General features: G+C 70.8%; 14 protein-coding genes. 7 read left to right on the top strand and 7 right to left on the bottom strand.

Going from position 1 to position 16,122, the window contains the following annotated elements; all coding sequences use genetic code 11:
• Window positions 1–34: 34 nt before the first annotated feature.
• The 5 genes from ACFWGZ_RS04445 (at window position 35) to ACFWGZ_RS04425 (ending at window position 3,405) form a co-directional block, all read left to right on the top strand.
• Window positions 35–445, top strand: a complete 411-nt coding sequence (locus ACFWGZ_RS04445; protein WP_382450044.1) for a hypothetical protein — start codon at window positions 35–37, stop codon at window positions 443–445.
• Window positions 442–1,596, top strand: coding sequence for a YcaO-like family protein (locus ACFWGZ_RS04440; protein WP_382450043.1), 1,155 nt, complete (start codon window positions 442–444; stop codon window positions 1,594–1,596). Before ACFWGZ_RS04445 ends, ACFWGZ_RS04440 begins: the two co-directional genes overlap by 4 nt.
• Before the next feature lie 5 nt (window positions 1,597–1,601).
• Window positions 1,602–2,255, top strand: a complete 654-nt coding sequence (locus ACFWGZ_RS04435; RefSeq protein WP_382450042.1) for a nitroreductase family protein — start codon at window positions 1,602–1,604, stop codon at window positions 2,253–2,255.
• A gap of 82 nt (window positions 2,256–2,337) precedes the next feature.
• Window positions 2,338–2,805 carry a phospholipase gene (locus ACFWGZ_RS04430; RefSeq protein ID WP_382450041.1) on the top strand — a complete coding sequence of 156 codons (468 nt, stop codon included), beginning with the start codon at window positions 2,338–2,340 and terminating at the stop codon, window positions 2,803–2,805.
• 21 nt (window positions 2,806–2,826) lie between these two features.
• The gene (locus ACFWGZ_RS04425; RefSeq protein WP_382450040.1) at window positions 2,827–3,405 is read left to right on the top strand and encodes a maleylpyruvate isomerase family mycothiol-dependent enzyme; all 579 of its coding nucleotides are present in this window, start codon (window positions 2,827–2,829) and stop codon (window positions 3,403–3,405) included.
• Between the two features lie 99 nt (window positions 3,406–3,504).
• Here ACFWGZ_RS04425 and ACFWGZ_RS04420 read toward each other — a convergent pair whose 3' ends face one another.
• The gene (locus ACFWGZ_RS04420; protein ID WP_382450039.1) at window positions 3,505–5,904 is read right to left on the bottom strand and encodes a DNA translocase FtsK 4TM domain-containing protein; all 2,400 of its coding nucleotides are present in this window, start codon (window positions 5,902–5,904) and stop codon (window positions 3,505–3,507) included.
• Window positions 5,905–6,022: 118 nt separating this feature from the next.
• On the opposite strand from ACFWGZ_RS04420, the gene ACFWGZ_RS04415 reads away from it, so the two are divergent.
• Entirely contained in the window at window positions 6,023–6,796 is a 774-nt protein-coding gene (locus ACFWGZ_RS04415; protein ID WP_382450038.1) for a lysophospholipid acyltransferase family protein, read from the top strand.
• Here the strand turns inward: ACFWGZ_RS04415 and ACFWGZ_RS04410 are convergent.
• Window positions 6,693–7,373 carry a hypothetical protein gene (locus ACFWGZ_RS04410; RefSeq protein ID WP_382450037.1) on the bottom strand — a complete coding sequence of 227 codons (681 nt, stop codon included), beginning with the start codon at window positions 7,371–7,373 and terminating at the stop codon, window positions 6,693–6,695. The genes ACFWGZ_RS04415 and ACFWGZ_RS04410 overlap by 104 nt on opposite strands.
• A gap of 48 nt (window positions 7,374–7,421) precedes the next feature.
• Window positions 7,422–10,205, bottom strand: coding sequence for a BTAD domain-containing putative transcriptional regulator (locus tag ACFWGZ_RS04405; protein WP_382450036.1), 2,784 nt, complete (start codon window positions 10,203–10,205; stop codon window positions 7,422–7,424).
• Between the two features lie 124 nt (window positions 10,206–10,329).
• Here ACFWGZ_RS04405 and ACFWGZ_RS04400 point away from each other — a divergent pair, with 124 nt between their 5' ends.
• Window positions 10,330–10,944: a class I SAM-dependent methyltransferase gene (locus ACFWGZ_RS04400; protein ID WP_382450035.1), complete on the top strand. Its 615-nt coding sequence runs from the start codon at window positions 10,330–10,332 to the stop codon at window positions 10,942–10,944.
• Between the two features lie 68 nt (window positions 10,945–11,012).
• Here the strand turns inward: ACFWGZ_RS04400 and atpB are convergent, their stop codons facing one another.
• The 4 genes from atpB to dapA form a co-directional block, all read right to left on the bottom strand.
• Window positions 11,013–11,810: a F0F1 ATP synthase subunit A gene (gene atpB, locus ACFWGZ_RS04395; RefSeq protein WP_382450034.1), complete on the bottom strand. Its 798-nt coding sequence runs from the start codon at window positions 11,808–11,810 to the stop codon at window positions 11,013–11,015.
• Between the two features lie 123 nt (window positions 11,811–11,933).
• Window positions 11,934–13,472 carry a CBS domain-containing protein gene (locus ACFWGZ_RS04390; RefSeq protein ID WP_382450033.1) on the bottom strand — a complete coding sequence of 513 codons (1,539 nt, stop codon included), beginning with the start codon at window positions 13,470–13,472 and terminating at the stop codon, window positions 11,934–11,936.
• Window positions 13,473–13,535: 63 nt separating this feature from the next.
• Window positions 13,536–15,215, bottom strand: coding sequence for a ribonuclease J (locus ACFWGZ_RS04385; RefSeq protein WP_382450032.1), 1,680 nt, complete (start codon window positions 15,213–15,215; stop codon window positions 13,536–13,538).
• Window positions 15,212–16,108, bottom strand: coding sequence for a 4-hydroxy-tetrahydrodipicolinate synthase (gene dapA, locus ACFWGZ_RS04380; protein ID WP_382450031.1), 897 nt, complete (start codon window positions 16,106–16,108; stop codon window positions 15,212–15,214). Before dapA ends, ACFWGZ_RS04385 begins: the two co-directional genes overlap by 4 nt.
• Between the last annotated feature and the right edge of the window lie 14 nt (window positions 16,109–16,122).

Below are 16,122 nucleotides of genomic sequence, written 5' to 3'. Positions count from 1 at the left end.
TTGCTGCTGCGCGGTTTCCTCGGTCGGCGCGGCCGTGCAGATCCCGGTCGCGTTGCGCCGAGACACCGCGGAACTGCCGAAACCCCGCGGCGCGCTCGTGCTGCCCGCCGCGATCTTCCCGCTGCTCGTGCTGGTGTCACCGTTCGTCGCCGACGGCGCGGTCCTGGACCTGCACCGGGGCTGGTGGGCCGGTGCCGCCGCGGCCGCGCTGGGCTGGGCGGTCGCCTCCGGGTTCCTCGCGCGCTCACCGAAGCCGTGGGCGAGCGTGGTCCGGCTGCTGGGCTGGGTGCTGCTGTGGTGCGTCGAGCCGTTCGTCGCGTTGCCCCTTCTGGGCGGCATCGCGCAGCTGGGTGACGTGGCGGCGGTGACCGGTGCCGTGCTGTACCTCGGAGGCGCGCTCGCGCTCGGGTTCTGGATCTTCCGGCGCAACCGGGCGCGGCGATGAGGACCGTCGCGGAAGCGCTGGCCGAGCGCGCGGTCGGGTGGCGGCAGGGCGTGGTGTCGCGGCTGCACCCCGTGCCGCGCAGTCTGTCCGATGTAGACGTCGAGGGCTGGGCGGCGGTGCCGGAACCGTTCGCCACCGGCGGCACCTCCGGGGGCACGTCGAAGGTCGCGGCGATCGCCGAGGCGCTGGAACGCCACGCCGCCGCGCGAGCGCGGCTGGAGATCGCGACCGACGGGCCGTGCTGGCCGCTGGAGCACTTCAGCCTGCACACGGTCGAGCAGCGCGTGGCCCCGGGTCACCGCTACCGCAAGGGGTACGTCGACACCCCGTACACGTGGGCGTGGACGTTGCCCGCCAACGAACCCGTCCGCGTGCCCGCCGGTCTGGTGGGGCTGGACGCGTCCTACGGCCTGCCCACGACGTCGTCCGGCCTCGCCGCGGGACCGTCGGCGACCAGCGCTCTGCTGAGGGCGGTGCAGGAACTGGTCGAGCGCGACGCGTTCACCACCACCTGGCTGCACTCCCTCGCCCCGCCGCGGTTCGCCGCGGACCTGCCCGGCGGAGTCGAGGCGTTCGACCTCACCCCCGCCTACAGCCCGCACCCGGTGGTCGCCGTCGCGGGGTCGCTGCCGATCGCCGGCAGGCCACGCCCGACGCTGGGGCTCGCCTGCCGCGCGACGGTCGGGGACGCCGTGCGCAAGGCGTACGAGGAGTGGGTGCAGGGCACGGTGTTCATCGAGGTGTGGCTGGCGCGCAACGGCGACCGGCCCGCCGGGGAACCCACCGACTTCGACCTGCACGCCGTCCACCACGCGACGCACCCTGCGCGGTGGGACGCGCTGCCGTGGTTCTCCGGTTCCGAGGCGGACCCGCCGCGCGATGCCGGGGCCACGGGCACCGCGGCGGAACTGACCGAGCTCGTGCACGCGCTGGACGACGCCGGCCTCCGGCTCGCCTACCGCGAGCTGACCACGCCGGAGCTGTCCGCGGTCGGCCTGCACTGCGTCCGCGCCCTGTCCCCCGACCTCGCGCCGCTGCACGCGGACCACCGCTGGCCGCACCTCGGCGGCCGCGCCCGGGAACTGGACTGGCGCTACCCGCACGCCTCGCCGGGCGTGTTCCCGAATCCCGCACCGCATCCGCTGGGGTGACGCCGATGTTCGACGACTTCTGGGCCGCCAGCCGGTTCTCCCCGCTGCACCGGCGCCGCCTCGGCGACCGGCTGCGCGACTTCCGCCCTCAGCCGCCGCTGGTCGACCCGCTGGAGCTGCCGTCGCCGCCCGTCGCGCTGCCCAGGCCGGGCGACCGGCTGCAGAAGCTGTTCCGGGCGCGCCGCAGCACCCGCGAGTTCGCGCCGAAACCGTTGACGGACAAGCAGCTCGGCGCGGTTCTCGGCGCCCTGACGGACACCAGCTACCCGTCCGCGGGCGGGCTGCAGTCGTTGCGCTGCTACGCGTTCTTCGCCGGCCGCGCGGTCCGGTACGACATCCGCCGCCACGCCCTGCAGGACATCGGCCCGGCCCCGGAAGACCTCGCCGAGGTCCTCGGGACGCCGTCGGTGCCACCGCTGACGATCGTGCTGGTGCTGGCGGACGCGGAGGCGTTCGAGAAGTACGGCGAACGCGCGGGCCGCTTCGGCCTGGTCGAGGCCGGTGCCGCCGCGCAGAGCATCTGCCTGCGCCTCGCGGAGCAGGGGCTGGGCGGGTACCTGCTCGGCGGAGTCGCGGACAACGAGGTGCTGCACGCGCTGGGCCTGCCGCGCGACCTGCGCGTGGCCACGGCGATCGCGTGCGGCCGCGTCCTCACCTGACGTTCACCGGATCGTGTCTACCGGTGGCAATCGATCACCGGCTACAACTGGGCGAGACCCTGCTCACACCGAGGAGCTCGCCATGTCGAAGACCCTGCGCTCGGCGTTCGTGGGTGCCGCGGCCACCCTGTCCCTGCTCTTCACCGGCACCCCGGCGCACGCCGTGGACGCCGTCGCGGTGACCGACGACTACCTGTTCTCGAAGTCCCTCAGCCAGTTCACGACACTGCGCGCCCAGCAGCCCTACGCCGACCAGCTCGACTGGTCGTCCGACGGCTGCTCGTACTCGCCGGACAACCCGTTCGGCTTCAAGTTCCTGCCGGCCTGCCACCGCCACGACTTCGGCTACCGCAACTTCAAGCGGCAGACGCGGTTCTCCGAGGCGAACCGGCTGCGCATCGACGACAACTTCAAGAGCGACATGTACCACCAGTGCGGCAGCAACTGGACGTGCAAGCGGACCGCGGACATCTACTACGCGGCGGTGCGCCAGTTCGGCGGCAGCGGCTCGTCGACTGCGGCGATCATGCGGCAGGCAGGAGTGCGGTGAGCGCCTGACTATCCTGCCGCGGTGACGGTGACCGCTGACGACCTCGACGCGGCCGTGTCGTGCCTGGCCGGCGTACTCGGCCAGGCGACCGGCCGGGACTGGGCCACCTCGCCCGGCACCGGTGAGTGGACCGGCCGGGACACCGCGGAGCACATCGGCGACTGCCTGCTGTCCTATGCGGCACAGCTCGTCGCCCGGCCCGCCGACCGCTACGTGCGCTTCCTCGCGGTGGCGGAGAAGGACGCGAGCCCGGCCGAGGTGCTGGAGTTCGCGGTGACCGGCGGCCGCGTCCTCTCCTCGGTGGTGCGGACGACGGCGCCGTCCGCCCGCGCCTACCACCCCACCGGCGTCGCGGGCCCGGCCCACTTCGCCGGCATGGGGTGCGTCGAGGTGCTGGTGCACGGCGAGGACATCGCCCGCGGCCTCGGCCTGGCGCTCGACCCGCCGCGCGACGTGTGCGCCCGCGTGCTCACGCGGATGTTCCCGCACGAAGACCTGGACGTGGACCCGTGGACCGGCCTGCTGTGGGCCACGAACCGCGCCGAGCTGCCGGGCCGCGAACCGCAGACCGGCTGGCGCTGGCAGGGCCCGCCGGACTGACCGCGAGAAACTGTCAGACCCGGTGAGTACGGTGAAACGCAGGGGTTCCCGGTTCGGGGGGACCCCTGCGTCAGCGTCGGGACCGGCCGGACCAGGCGGCTATTCGTCCTCGCCGGGACCGCCGCCGCGCATCAGGTAGATCACCGACTCCAGCTCGTCCGGCTTGATCAGCACCTCGCGCGCCTTCGACCCCTCCGACGGGCCGACCACGCCGCGCGTCTCCAGCAGGTCCATCAGGCGCCCGGCCTTCGCGAACCCGACCCGCAGCTTGCGCTGCAGCATCGACGTCGAGCCGAACTGCGACGTCACGATCAGCTCGGTCGCCTGCACCAGCAGCTCGAGGTCGTCGCCGATGTCGGCGTCGATCTCCTTCTTCTCGCCCGCCTTCTGCGACGTGACGCCGTCGGTGTACTCCGGCTGCGCCTGGTTCTTGGTGAAGTCGACGATCTGCGAGATCTCCTCGTCGCCGACGAACGCACCCTGGATGCGCACCGGCTTGCCCGCGCCCATCGGCAGGTACAGGCCGTCGCCCATGCCGATCAGCTTCTCGGCGCCGGGCTGGTCGAGGATGACCCGCGAGTCCGTCAGCGACGAGGTCGCGAACGCCAGGCGGGACGGCACGTTGGTCTTGATCAGACCGGTGACGACGTCGACGGACGGGCGCTGCGTCGCCAGCACCAGGTGGATGCCGGCGGCACGGGCCTTCTGCGTGATGCGGACGATCGCGTCCTCGACGTCGCGCGGCGCGGTCATCATCAGGTCGGCCAGCTCGTCGACGATCGCCATGATGTACGGGTACGGGCGGTACTCGCGTTCGGAGCCGGGCGGTGCGGTGATCTCACCGGACTTCACCTTGCGGTTGAAGTCGTCGATGTGGCGCACCCGGTTGACCTGCATGTCCTGGTAGCGCTGCTCCATCTCCTCCACGAGCCACGCCAGCGCCGCCGCGGCCTTCTTCGGCTGCGTGATGATCGGCGTGATCAGGTGCGGGATTCCCTCGTACGGGGTGAGCTCGACCATCTTCGGGTCGATCAGGATCATCCGGACCTCGTCCGGCGTCGCGCGGGCGAGCAGCGACACCAGCATGGAGTTCACGAACGACGACTTGCCGGAACCCGTGGAGCCCGCGACGAGCAGGTGCGGCATCTTCGTCAGGTTCGCGGTGACCATGTGGCCCTCGATGTCCTTGCCCAGGCCCACCACCATCGGGTGCGTGTCCTTGAGCGTCGACGGCGAGCGCAGCACGTCGCCCAGGCGCACCATCTCGCGGTCGCTGTTGGGCACCTCGATGCCGACCGCGGACTTGCCGGGGATCGGCGCGAGCAGGCGGACGTTGTCGGTGGCGACGGCGTAGGCGATGTTCTTGGTCAGCGCGGTGATCTTCTCGACCTTCACGCCGGGGCCGAGCTCGACCTCGTAGCGGGTGACCGTCGGGCCGCGGGTGAAGCCGGTGACCTGGGCGTCGATCGAGAACTGGTCCAGCACACCGGTGATGGCCTCGATCATCTGGTCGTTGGCCTTGCTGCGGGCCTTCGGCGCGTCGCCGTCCTTGAGGATCGTGGGCGGCGGCAGCTGGTAGTCGCCCTCGACCGCGCGCACCGCCATGGCCGGGGCGGCGGCAGCGGCGGCTGCGGCGGTCTTCTTCTCCCGCTGCACGGGAGGCCTCGCGACGACGGGCTCCGGCTCCTCCAGCGGGAGCTCGGCCTGCGGCTCCTCCTCGGCGGCGGTCTCCGCGGCCTGGCGGCGGCGGGACGGGCGGCGCAGGCGGGCCGGCTTCGGCTCCTCCTCGACCGGCTCCTCCTCCCCGAAGGGCTCGGCGGAGCTCTCGCGGTGCACGAGGGCGCGAAGTCGTTGCGGCACTTCACGAACCGGCCAGTGCAGCACGCACAGCAGGCCGAAGACGAAGATCAGCAGGAGCAGCGGGCCCGCGACCCACGGCGTGAGGCCCTGCGCGAGGAACCCGCCGGCGAGGTACCCCAGCGCCCCGCCCGCGTCGCGGCGCAGCACCGGGTCCATCGGCAGGCCACCGATCAGGTGGAACATGCCGAGCACGCCGACGGTCATCAGCACACCGCCGACGACGAGCCGGAACCGCTCCTCGGGCTTGGAGTCCGTGCGCATCAGCGTCACGCCGATGCCGAGCAGCACGACCGGGACGATCACCGCCGGGAACCCGACGGAGCTGCGCACGGCGACGTCGACCCACTGGCCGACCGGGCCGCCCGCCTGCCACCACACGCCCGCACCGGTGATGAACGCGAGCGCGATCAGGAACAGGCCGATGCCGTCACGCCGGTGTTCGGGCTCCAGCCCCTTGGTGCCGGTGATCGCGCGGACCACGCTGCCGACGCCGCGGCCCAGTCCACCCCACAGGGCGCTCACCACGCCGCCGCCCCTGCGCGGTGCGGGCTTTCTGGCAGCAGTGGAACGCGCGCGCGGCTTTGCTGGTGCTTTGCCGCGTGACGTGGTCTTTCTCGAAGTCCCTGTACGCCCGGCCATGGGTACAAGGTAGTCCCTTGCGCCTCACCAGCCCCGATTGCAACCGGGACGCGCCCGAAACCCCATGGTTCCCCCGATCGTGCACGGTGTCCGCACGACACGCCGTACGCTGCCCCGCGTGTCCACACCGCTCTTCTGGCGCGTGCTCATGGTGGTCGACCGGGGCCTGATCGCGCTGACCGGCAAGCTCGAGGTCTCGGGCGACATCCCGCCGGAGCTCGTCGGCAAGCCGTTGCTGCTGGCGTCCAACCACATCGGCAACCTCGACCCGATGGTGCTCATCGCGGCCTGCCACAAGGTCGGCGTCCACCCGCGCTTCATGCTCGCGGGCGGCCTGCTCGACGCGCCGGTCCTGGGGCCCGCTCTCAAGGCGTGCGGTCACCTGCGCGTCGACCGCAGGTCGGCCAACGTCGGCGAGGCGATGCACCGGGCCGTCGAGGCGCTGAGCAAGGGCGGCGACCCGATCGCCGTGTACCCCGAGGGCAAGATCACCCTCGACCCCGGCATGTGGCCGGAGCGCGGCAAGACCGGTGTCGCCCGCATGGCGCTCGGCGGTGGCATCCCGGTGGTCCCGATCAGCCAGTGGGGCGCGCACGAGGCCGTCTACTGGGGCAACCTCGGTGTCAGCGGCTGGAAGGACGTCAAGCCGTACCTGGTGTCGTGGCTGCGCGCGGTCCGCAGGCGGCCGACGTTCAAGGTCCACTTCGGCAAGCCGGTGGAGCTGTCGGACCTGCGGGCCGACACGATGGGCGACGCCCGCCGCGCGCACGAGCGGATCATGCTCGCCATCACCGAGAACCTGGTGCCGTTGCGCCTGGACGAACCGGACCTGCCGGCGTTCCACGACCCGACGCGGCCGACGACCGGTTCCTCCCCCTGGCGACCCGTGTGATCGAGCAGGCGATCACCGTCACCAGCATGAACAACGGCCTCGGGCCGCCGCTGTAAAGGCTCACCGCGAAGTCCGCGGCGGGAACGACCAGGGCCACCACGAACATCGCCGTGCCCGCCGTGGGCAGCTTCACCTTGGGATCGGCCCACGGCGTGCGGCCCCACGGCTTGGCGACGCTCATCCAGGCCTGGAAGGCGATCGCGCCGATCATGAGCGACGTCCCCACCGGCATCCAGGCCGTGACGTGGCCCTGCGCGGCCGCTTCGAGGTTGCCGCTGAGGATGAAGATGCCGACGTAGAGCTGCACGACGGTGATCACGAACTTCGCGAGCACCCACCAGTGCCGGAAGTAGCCCCACGGAGTCGTCGCGCTCAGCATCATGCCGCTGAACGCGCTGACGTTCGCCATGACCGCCAGCACCCGGTGGTCGAGGAAGCGCGCCATCTCGAACGCCTTCACATCGCCCGTCTTCATGCCGTACAGCAGCAGCGCCAGCAACGCGACGGCCTGGCTCATCCAGCCGACGGACGTGATGACGTGCAACCACACCAACAGGGTTCGTGCGCGCTTCTGCATGACATGTAGCTTGGCTACCTATTGCGGCTGGCACATCCGGGATGTCCCTTAGGACAGCTCGTGCAGCCGCGCCCGCACCTCCGGTATGAGCGGGTGGTCGTAGTCCTCGTAGATCGTCAGCGCTTCCAGCAGGTGCGTCCGCGCCACCTCCGGCTGCCCGACGCTCGACTCCCCCACGCCGTGCAACGCCTCCGCGAGGCTCTTGCGGTCGCCCAGCACGCGCAGGAAGCCGACCGCTTCACGGAACGAGTCGCGCGCCTCGACCCGTTCGCCGAGCTTCAGGCGCGCCCAGCCGATGCTCACCAACGCCATCGCCTTGGCGTGCACCGCACCGTGCGAGTCCATCACCTCGAGCGCTCTGCGCGCCGACGCCAGCGACTCCTCGTGCCTCCCGGCCAGCCGCAGGATGTCGCTCAGGAACAGCCTCGTGCCGCCCTCGCCGAACCACGAGTCCACCTCGGCGTGCCGGTCGAGCGCCTCGCCGAAGCGCTCGACGGCCAGGTCGAACCGGCGCAGGCCGCCGTACGCCATGCCCAGGCCGGTGAGGCTCCACGCCGCGCCGAGGCGGTCGCCGATCTCGCGCCGGATCGCCAGCGCGCGGTCGAACAGTTCCAGCGCGTCGGCGAAACGCTGTCCGCGGAACGCCGCGAGCCCCTGGCCGTGCACCGCCCATGCGCGCGCTGCCTGGTTGCCGTCACGTGCGGCCGTGCGTTCGGCGATGCGGTACGTGCGCGTCCACTCGTCCAGAGCGCTCGACACGATGAAGTAGTTCCACAGGGCGAGCGGGATCTGCCACGCCGCCGGCGAGTTCTCGTCCTCGGCGAGCCGCGCTACCGCCAGCAGGTTCGACGACTCCGTGCGGCACCAGGTGAACGCCTCGTCGTGCGAGCCGAAGTCCTGAGTGGACAGCGGCGGCAGCAGGAACGCCGGGTGGTCCGGCGGCGCGATGGTCGCCCCGGCCGCGTTCGCGGTGTCGAGGCACCACCGCAGCAGGCGCTGCACGGCCTCGTCGCGGCCGTCGGACGACTCCTCGGTGGCGCTGAGTTCCGTGGCGTACAGGCGGAGCAGGTCGTGCAGGCGGAACCGGCCGCGCGCGACCTCCTCCAGCATGTGCCCGCCCGCCAGCACGTCGAGCAACGCCCGCGCCCGCGACGCCGGCACGCCCGCGAGCGCCGCGACGGCGTCCAGGCTGATCTCGGCGCCCGGATGCAGGCCGATGAGCCGGAACGCCCTGGCGGCATCGGGTTTGAGGGCGAGGTAGGACCACGAGAACGCCGCGCGCACGGCCGTGTCCTCGTCGTCGCCCGTCGCCAGCAGGTTCAACCGGTCGCGTTCGTCCGCGAGGTCACCGGCGAGGTCGGCCAGGGTGAGGTGCGGGCGCGTCACGACGCGTTCGGCGGCGATCCGCACCGCCAGCGGCAGGTGGCCGCACAGCTCCACGAGCTTCGCCGCCGCCTCCGGTTCGGCGGCGACGCGGTCGCCGCCCACCGCGGACGTCAGCAGCGCCAGCCCCTCGTCGCGCGTGAGCGTCGACAACGTCACCGAGTGCGCGCTCTCCCGCGCGACGAGCCCGCCGAGGTGGTTGCGGGAGGTCACCAGCACCATCGACGACGAGCGGCCCGGCAGCAGCGGGCGGACCTGCTCGGCCAGCCGCGCGTTGTCGAGCAGCACCAGCACCCGCTTGCCCGCGAGCACGCTGCGGTACAGCGCGGTCTTCGCCGGCAGGTCCTCCGGGATGCGCTCGGGCGGCACGCCGAGGCTCTGCAGCAGCTGGTGCAGGGCGGCGGCGGGCTGCACCGGCGGCGCCGACGCGTCGAACCCGCGCAGGTCGACGTGCAGCTGGCCGTCGGGGAAACGGGTGGCGACCTGGTGCGCGAAGCGGACCGCCAGCGCGGTCTTGCCGACCCCGCCGGTGCCGGTGATCACGACGAGCGCGGGCGAGTGGTCGTGCGGCACGACCTCGGCGAGCTTCGCGAGCTCCTTCGCCCGGCCGGTGAAGTCGCGGATCTCGGGCGGCAGCTGCACGGGAACGAGCACGGGCGCGGCCGGTTCTGGCTGCGGGTCGTGGTGGCCCGCGAGCAGCTGCTCGTGCAGGCGGCGCAGTTCGGGGCCGGGCTCGATGCCGAGCTCCTCGACGAGCACCCGGCGCAGGTCCGCGAAGACGGCGAGCGCCTCCGCCTGTCTGCCGCCGCGGTAGAGCGCGGACATCAGCAGCCCGTGCAGCCTCTCCCGCAACGGGTGCGCGCTGACCAACGTCGTCAGCTCCGCCGCCACCTCCGCGTCACGGCCGACGGACAGCATCAGCGCCGCACGCTGTTCCACGGCCGTGAGTCGCAGTTCGGCCAAGCGCGCGCGTTCGACCGCGGCGAACGGACCGGGCACGCCGTCCAGGGCGATCCCCCGCCACAGCCCCAGAGCGAGGTCGAACGCGGCGAGCGCCTCCACCGGTGCGTCGCGCAGCCGCCCCGCCTCGTCCAGGTGTGCGCGGAAGAGCGCGGCGTCGGAACTGCCGGCCGGGAGCTTCAGCAGGTAGCCGGAATCGGTGGACAGCAACACGGAACTCGGCGCGCGCGAGGCCCGTCCCGGCTCGAACAGCCGCCGCAGACCGGCGACGTAGGTGTGGATGCCGTTGTCGGCGCTCGCGGGCGGCTCGTCGCCCCAGACCGCGTCGATCAGCTCGCTGCGGGACACCACGTGGTTGGCGCGCAACGCGAGGACGGCCAGCACGGCCCTCTGCCGCGGCGGCCCGAGCACGAGCTCCTGGCCGTCGAGCGTCGCGGCGAGCGCGCCCAGCAGACTGACGCGCAACTCGTTCTGCACTTCTCGTCTCACTTCGTCGCTGTCCGCAGTCGTGTAGCAACCTACCGTCAGGAATCGTCCAGAAGCCATCCAGAAGCCGTGCAGAGCGGTTCTCCACACTTCACTCAAGTGGATTGGGCCGAAATGAGGGGGCGGGATGAACGCGGCCGAGGTCTTCGACACGCTCGGACTGGAGTACCAGCGGGCGTGGTCGCACCAGCCCGCGCTGCACGGGACCCTCGCCTGGTTCGCCGCCACCCAGGCCGCCGGCTCGCGGGTGCTCGACATCGGGTGCGGCACGGGCGTTCCCGTCGCGCGCACGCTCGCCAAGGCGGGCATGAGGGTCACGGGCATCGACGTGTCCCCGGTGATGGTCGACATCGCGGCCACCCAGGTCCCCGAAGCCACGTTCCACAAGATCGACGTCCGCGACTTCGAGTCGCCGGCGGGGTCCTGGGACGTCGTCTGCGCGGTCTTCTCGCTGCTGCAGATGCCCCAGGCCGAGATCATCCGGGCGCTCGGCCAGATCGCGACCTGGCTGCGGCCCGGCGGCCACTTCTTCCTCGCCACCGTGCCGATCGACGTGGAACAGGTGACCGTGCCCTGGATGGGCCAGGAGATCGAGGTGTCGTCGTTCTCGGAGGAGAACTTCGAGAAGCACCTCGCGGACGTCGGCCTGCGGGTCGTGCGCAGGAGCCGGCCGGTGTTCACCCCGTCCTTCCCCGGCGCCACGCCCGAGGAATCGCTGCACCTGGTGTGCCAGCGCCCGTAGGTGCCGCGCGAACGGGCTGTGCCTCGGCATCCCTGGTCCGAGGCACAGCCCGGGTTCGACGCCACCGCTCAGTGCTGGTCGGCGAGCGCCCGCCCGATGAAGTGCGCCGACAGCAGCGCGAAGATGTAGGCCTGCAACACCTGCACCAGCGCCTCGAGGAAGAACAGCGCGATCGCGAGCCCGAAACCCAGCACCGACACCGGTTTCAGGTACACCGGCGCGTGGAGGAGCACGAACTCGCTGCCGAGCGTGAACACCAGGATCAGCAGGTGGCCCGCGAACATCGCCGCGAACACCCGGATCGCGAGGTTCACCGGGTCGAAGAAGAACTTCAGGATCACCTCGGTCGGGATCAGCAGACCCCACAGCACCGGCTTCGGCACGTCCGGGATGACGAACTGGTTGCGCAGGTAGCCCTTCAGGCCGAACTTCCGGATCCCCACGTAGTGGTAGAGCGGGAAGATGATCAGCAACGCGACGGCCGCGGGGAACCCGCTGTGCGTGAAAGTCGGGAACTGCACGAACGGCACGAGGCCGTAGAGGTTGTTCACGAGCACGAAGCAGAAGATGCTGACGATCAACGGCACGTACGGCGCGAACTCCTTCGCGCCTATCTGCTCCCGCGCGATGGTGTTGCGGCCGAAGTCGTAGACCGACTCGGCGGCGAACTGCCAGCGCGACGGGACGACGTTCATCTTCCTGGTGGTGGCCAGGAAGAACGTCACCACGATCACCACCGACAGGACCAGCAGGACCTGCGGCTTGGTCACGGAGAGGTCGAACGGCAGTCCGAACGGCTCGTGCCAGGTGAAGATCGGCGGCAGGAGGATGTCGTCTTTGCCAGGTGGGTGGAACTCGTCGGCCATTGGGCGAACCCCCTCGTCCATGGTCTGGGACCAAACTTTATCGGACGAGGGCGACGCAGATCACAGCGGGGTCACGAGAACGGGCGGCGTTCACACGGAAGTGTCAACGCCGCCCGGTGTCGATCATGGCAACGGATCAACCACGCGCAGCATGCGCAGCAGCCCGCGCAGCGGGACCAGTTCGTCGTTGGTCAACGTTCCTCCGCTGAAGTGCATCAAGTCATTGCGCATTTTGCGGACCTGGTCGAACAGCAGCAGAAACTCCTGGTGATCCAGCCTCCACCGCAACCGCACCCACATCTGCTCGTCCTTCAGCACCTGCTGATAGAGACCGAGCATGGGTCTTTGGCCATTGAGGATCTGCTGTCGCTGCCGCAGTGTGGCCTTCGTCGCGATCTCCTCGACGGTGAAGGCAGCACCCAAGGTCCGGTGCAGGCGCTGCTCAATCTCCTCCAGCAGGACAAAAGGTCTGACCAGACCGTCGAACTGCTGCGTGAGATCTGCAGTGGTGACGATTCCGCTGATCGAGCGGTCTGGTCCGCGAACGAACACATATCCGGTCGCATAGATCTCGGCTATCTGGTCGAGAAGATCTTCGTTGTGCTCGACTACCCGTGCATGCACAAGAGCGTCCCCGACCTGCACAGCACGCTCGGTCATGTCCGCCTGGCCGATGGACTCCCAACTGATCGCACCGCGCAGACCGCCATCCTCCTCGACCACTGCGAGCTGCGAGAAGTTGTGGGTGAGCATGAGCGTCCGCGCTTTGACCAGCGGGTCGCGCAGCCTCACCGAGATGATCCCGGCCGTGGCGGACCTGATCCTGCCAACGTGCAACTTGATCAGCCGATCCTCTACCGGGTCTTCCACCAGAACCTCGGTCTCGGGCTCGACCGGAGAATCGTCATCGATTGCCGGCTCCAGCACGACCACGTCTTCAGCATCGCCGTGCATGATCGGCGGTTTTGCGACGAGGCCTTTCTCGGCCAGCGCGAGTTCGATCATCGCCGAGGCGACAGGTGACTTGCGCTGCGCGCCGAACAGCTCGAACAGCCGCCGGACCTTGATCCGGACGGGCTTCACAGAGGCGGACTGCAGCGCGTCCGCCAGGAACGACACCGCGCTGGCCGGCAGAGCACTCACTGCGTCGTCCACGCTGGAGCCGGGGTCGACACCGACCTCGGCCAGCCGTGCGATCCTGCGCGGGGCCCCGAACTTGCGCAAGCCGGCGATGGTGAGCAACGATCCCAAGCTCGGCAGCAGATCGGGGCCAACCGCGTCACGCGGCAGGTCCGTGCGCAGCCACTCGACCGGTCGTACGTGCTGCCACCCTGGCGAGTGAGTCGCGCGGTACCGGTACTCGCCACTGACCCGGCCAATCGCAATCAACCGGGTCTTCTTCAGCGGCATCACGACGTGGTCGCCCGCCTGGATCTCACGCAGCAGACGCCACAGCTGGCCGACCCAGTTGTCGACGGAGCCCTTCTTCGCTGCCGGGTAGGCCGTGCGCAGTGCGAGCTTCAGCTCGTCGCGATCCTCGCAGCCGCCGATGTCGCCCAAGCCCGGCCAGCCTGCGATGAACAGGCCCTGCTCGAGGGCATCGGCCTCGCGTTCACCGAGTTTGCCGCCGCGCACGAGCCATGCAGCAGGTGATTCCTCCATGTCGTCCCCTCCTGGGAGGGGACGACACTACCCAGCTGCTCGTTCGCCGCCAAACCGATCAAGCTAGACGGGGATGACCGTCGGCACGATCATCGGCCGGCGGCGGTAGGTCTCCGCCACCCAGCGCCCGACGACCCGGCGCACCGCCTGCGCGACGCGGTGGGTGTCGGTGATGCCCTCGGCCTCGGTGCGCGCCAGCTCCATCTCCACGAGCGGCACCACCTGGTCGAGCGCCTTGGGGTCGTCGGAGAAGCCGCGCCCGGAGATCGTCGGCGACGACACCGCGCGACCGGAGGCGGTGTCGATGGCGACGGAGATCGAGATGAACCCGCCCTCGCCCAGCACCAGCCGGTCGGACAGGGTGGACTCGCCGACGTCGCCCACGGACAGGCCGTCGACGTAGACGTGGCCCACCACGACGCGGCCGGACACCGACGCCTTGCCGTCCACGAGGTCGACGACGACGCCGTCCTCGGCGATCACGACGTGGTCCTCGGCGACACCGGTGGCCACGGCCAGCGCGGCGTTCGCGCGCAGGTGCCGCCACTCGCCGTGCACCGGCATCACGTTGGACGGCCGGACGGCGTTGTAGAGGAACAGCAGCTCGCCCGCCGGGGAGTGGCCGGAGACGTGCACCTTGGCGTTGCCCTGGTGCACGACGGTCGCGCCGAGCTTGGCGAGGCCGTTGACGACGTTGAAGACCGCGTTCTCGTTGCCGGGGATCAGCGACGACGCGAGGATCACCGTGTCGCCCTCGCGGATCGAGATCTGCCGGTGCTCGCCCCGGGCCATGCGCGACAGCGCCGACAGCGGCTCGCCCTGCGACCCGGTGGAGACGAAGAGGACCTCGTCCTCCTCCATCCGCATGGCCTCGTCGAGGTCGACGAACAGGCCGTCGGGCACGTTCAGGAAGCCCAGGTCCGAGGCGATGCCCATGTTGCGGACCATCGAGCGGCCCACGAACGCGACCTTGCGCTTGTACTGCACGGCCACGTCCAGCACCTGCTGCACGCGGTGCACGTGCGAGGCGAAGCACGCGACGATGACCCGCTGGTCGGCCTTGCGGATCACGTTCTCGAGCACCGGGCCGATCTCGCGCTCGGGCACCACGAAGCCGGGCACCTCGGCGTTGGTCGAGTCGACCAGGAACAGGTCCACGCCCTCGTCGCCCAGCCGGGAGAACCCGGCGAGGTCGGTCAGGCGGCCGTCGAGCGGCAGCTGGTCCAGCTTGATGTCACCGGTGTGCAGCACGAGCCCGGCGGGCGTGCGGATGGCGACGGCCAGCGCGTCCGGGATCGAGTGGTTGACGGCGAAGAACTCGAGCTCGAACGGCCCGAACGGGTGCTTCTCGCTCTCGCGGACCTCGACCAGGCGCGGGTTCTGGCGGTGCTCCTTGCACTTCGCCGCGAGCAGCGCCAGCGTGAAGCGCGAGCCCACGACCGGCACGTCGGGGCGCAGCTTCAGCAGGAACGGGACCGCGCCGATGTGGTCCTCGTGGCCGTGCGTGAGGACGATGGCGTCGATGTCGTCGAGCCGGTCCTCGATGGCCCGGAAGTCGGGCAGGATCAGGTCCACGCCCGGTTGGTCGTCTTCGGGGAAGAGAACGCCGCAGTCGACGACGAGCAGCCGGCCGGCGTGCTCGAAGACGGTCATGTTGCGGCCGACCTCGCCAATTCCGCCGAGTGCGACGACGCGGAGGCCGCCTTCCGGCAGTGCGGGTGGCAGTTCGGTCGATTGGGTCACGCGTTGACTCCCAGTTCGGCCGCGATGGCCTCGATGTCCTCGGCGGCGGCCGGCACCAGCGGCAGACGGGGTTCCCCCACGTCCAGTCCGCGCAGGCGCAGCGCAGCCTTCGTGTACGTCACGCCGGGTACCCGGCGGAAGGGTCGCAGCAGTGGCAGCAGCGACTCGTGGATCTCCTTCGCTCGCACCACGTCACCCGACTCGTGGGCGTCGGCCATGTCGCGGAGGCGGTCCGCCGCGAGGTGGCCGATGACGCTCACGAACCCGACGGCGCCCACGGACAGCCACGGCAGGTTCAGCGGGTCGTCGCCCGAGTAGTAGGCGAGGTCGGTGCTCGCGATCACCCGGCTGCCCGCGTGCAGGTCGCCCTTGGCGTCCTTCACGGCCAGGATCCGCGGGTGTTCTGCCAGGCGCAGGATCGTGTCGACCTCGATCGGCACTACCGCGCGTGGCGGGATGTCGTAGAGCATCACCGGCAGCTCGGAGGCGTCGGCGACGGCGGTGAAGTGCGCCAGCAGGCCTTCCTGCGGCGGGCGCGAGTAGTACGGGGTCACGACGAGCACGCCGTGCGCGCCGGCCCTCGACGCCTGCTGCACCAGGTGGACGCTGTGCGCGGTGTCGTAAGTGCCCGCACCGGCCACGACGGTCGCGCGGTCGCCCACGGCCTCCACGACGGCCGTGAGCAGCGCGGCCTTCTCGCGGTCGGTCGTCGTGGGGCTCTCCCCGGTCGTGCCGTTCACGACCAGCCCGTCGTTGCCCAGGTCCACCAGGTGCTTCGCCAGTTCCTGCGCCCGGGCGAGGTCGACCTCGCCGCGGGAGTCGAACGGCGTGACCATGGCGGTGAGAACGCGGCCGAACGGGCGGTTCGGCCCTGCGTACGGGCTGGCAGGCATGCGCAGAAACTACC

The sequence above is a fragment of the Lentzea sp. NPDC060358 genome (assembly GCF_042725365.1).
Taxonomy (GTDB): Bacteria; Actinomycetota; Actinomycetes; order Mycobacteriales; family Pseudonocardiaceae; genus Lentzea.
Note: the sequence above shows the minus strand (reverse complement) of the source record. Positions and strands in the feature narration are given on the sequence as shown.

Bases quoted from the DNA above. Each gene is read 5' to 3' on its own strand.
- ACFWGZ_RS04435 (WP_382450042.1), top strand. From the start codon at position 1,602: ATGTTCGACGACTTCTGGGCCGCCAGCCGGTTCTCCCCGCTGCACCGG.
- ACFWGZ_RS04390 (WP_382450033.1), bottom strand. From the start codon at position 13,472: ATGGAGGAATCACCTGCTGCATGGCTCGTGCGCGGCGGCAAACTCGGT.
- dapA (WP_382450031.1), bottom strand. From the start codon at position 16,108: ATGCCTGCCAGCCCGTACGCAGGGCCGAACCGCCCGTTCGGCCGCGTT.
- ACFWGZ_RS04430 (WP_382450041.1), top strand. From the start codon at position 2,338: ATGTCGAAGACCCTGCGCTCGGCGTTCGTGGGTGCCGCGGCCACCCTG.
- ACFWGZ_RS04400 (WP_382450035.1), top strand. From the start codon at position 10,330: ATGAACGCGGCCGAGGTCTTCGACACGCTCGGACTGGAGTACCAGCGG.
- ACFWGZ_RS04410 (WP_382450037.1), bottom strand. From the start codon at position 7,373: ATGCAGAAGCGCGCACGAACCCTGTTGGTGTGGTTGCACGTCATCACG.
- ACFWGZ_RS04440 (WP_382450043.1), top strand. From the start codon at position 442: ATGAGGACCGTCGCGGAAGCGCTGGCCGAGCGCGCGGTCGGGTGGCGG.
- atpB (WP_382450034.1), bottom strand. From the start codon at position 11,810: ATGGCCGACGAGTTCCACCCACCTGGCAAAGACGACATCCTCCTGCCG.
- ACFWGZ_RS04420 (WP_382450039.1), bottom strand. From the start codon at position 5,904: ATGGCCGGGCGTACAGGGACTTCGAGAAAGACCACGTCACGCGGCAAA.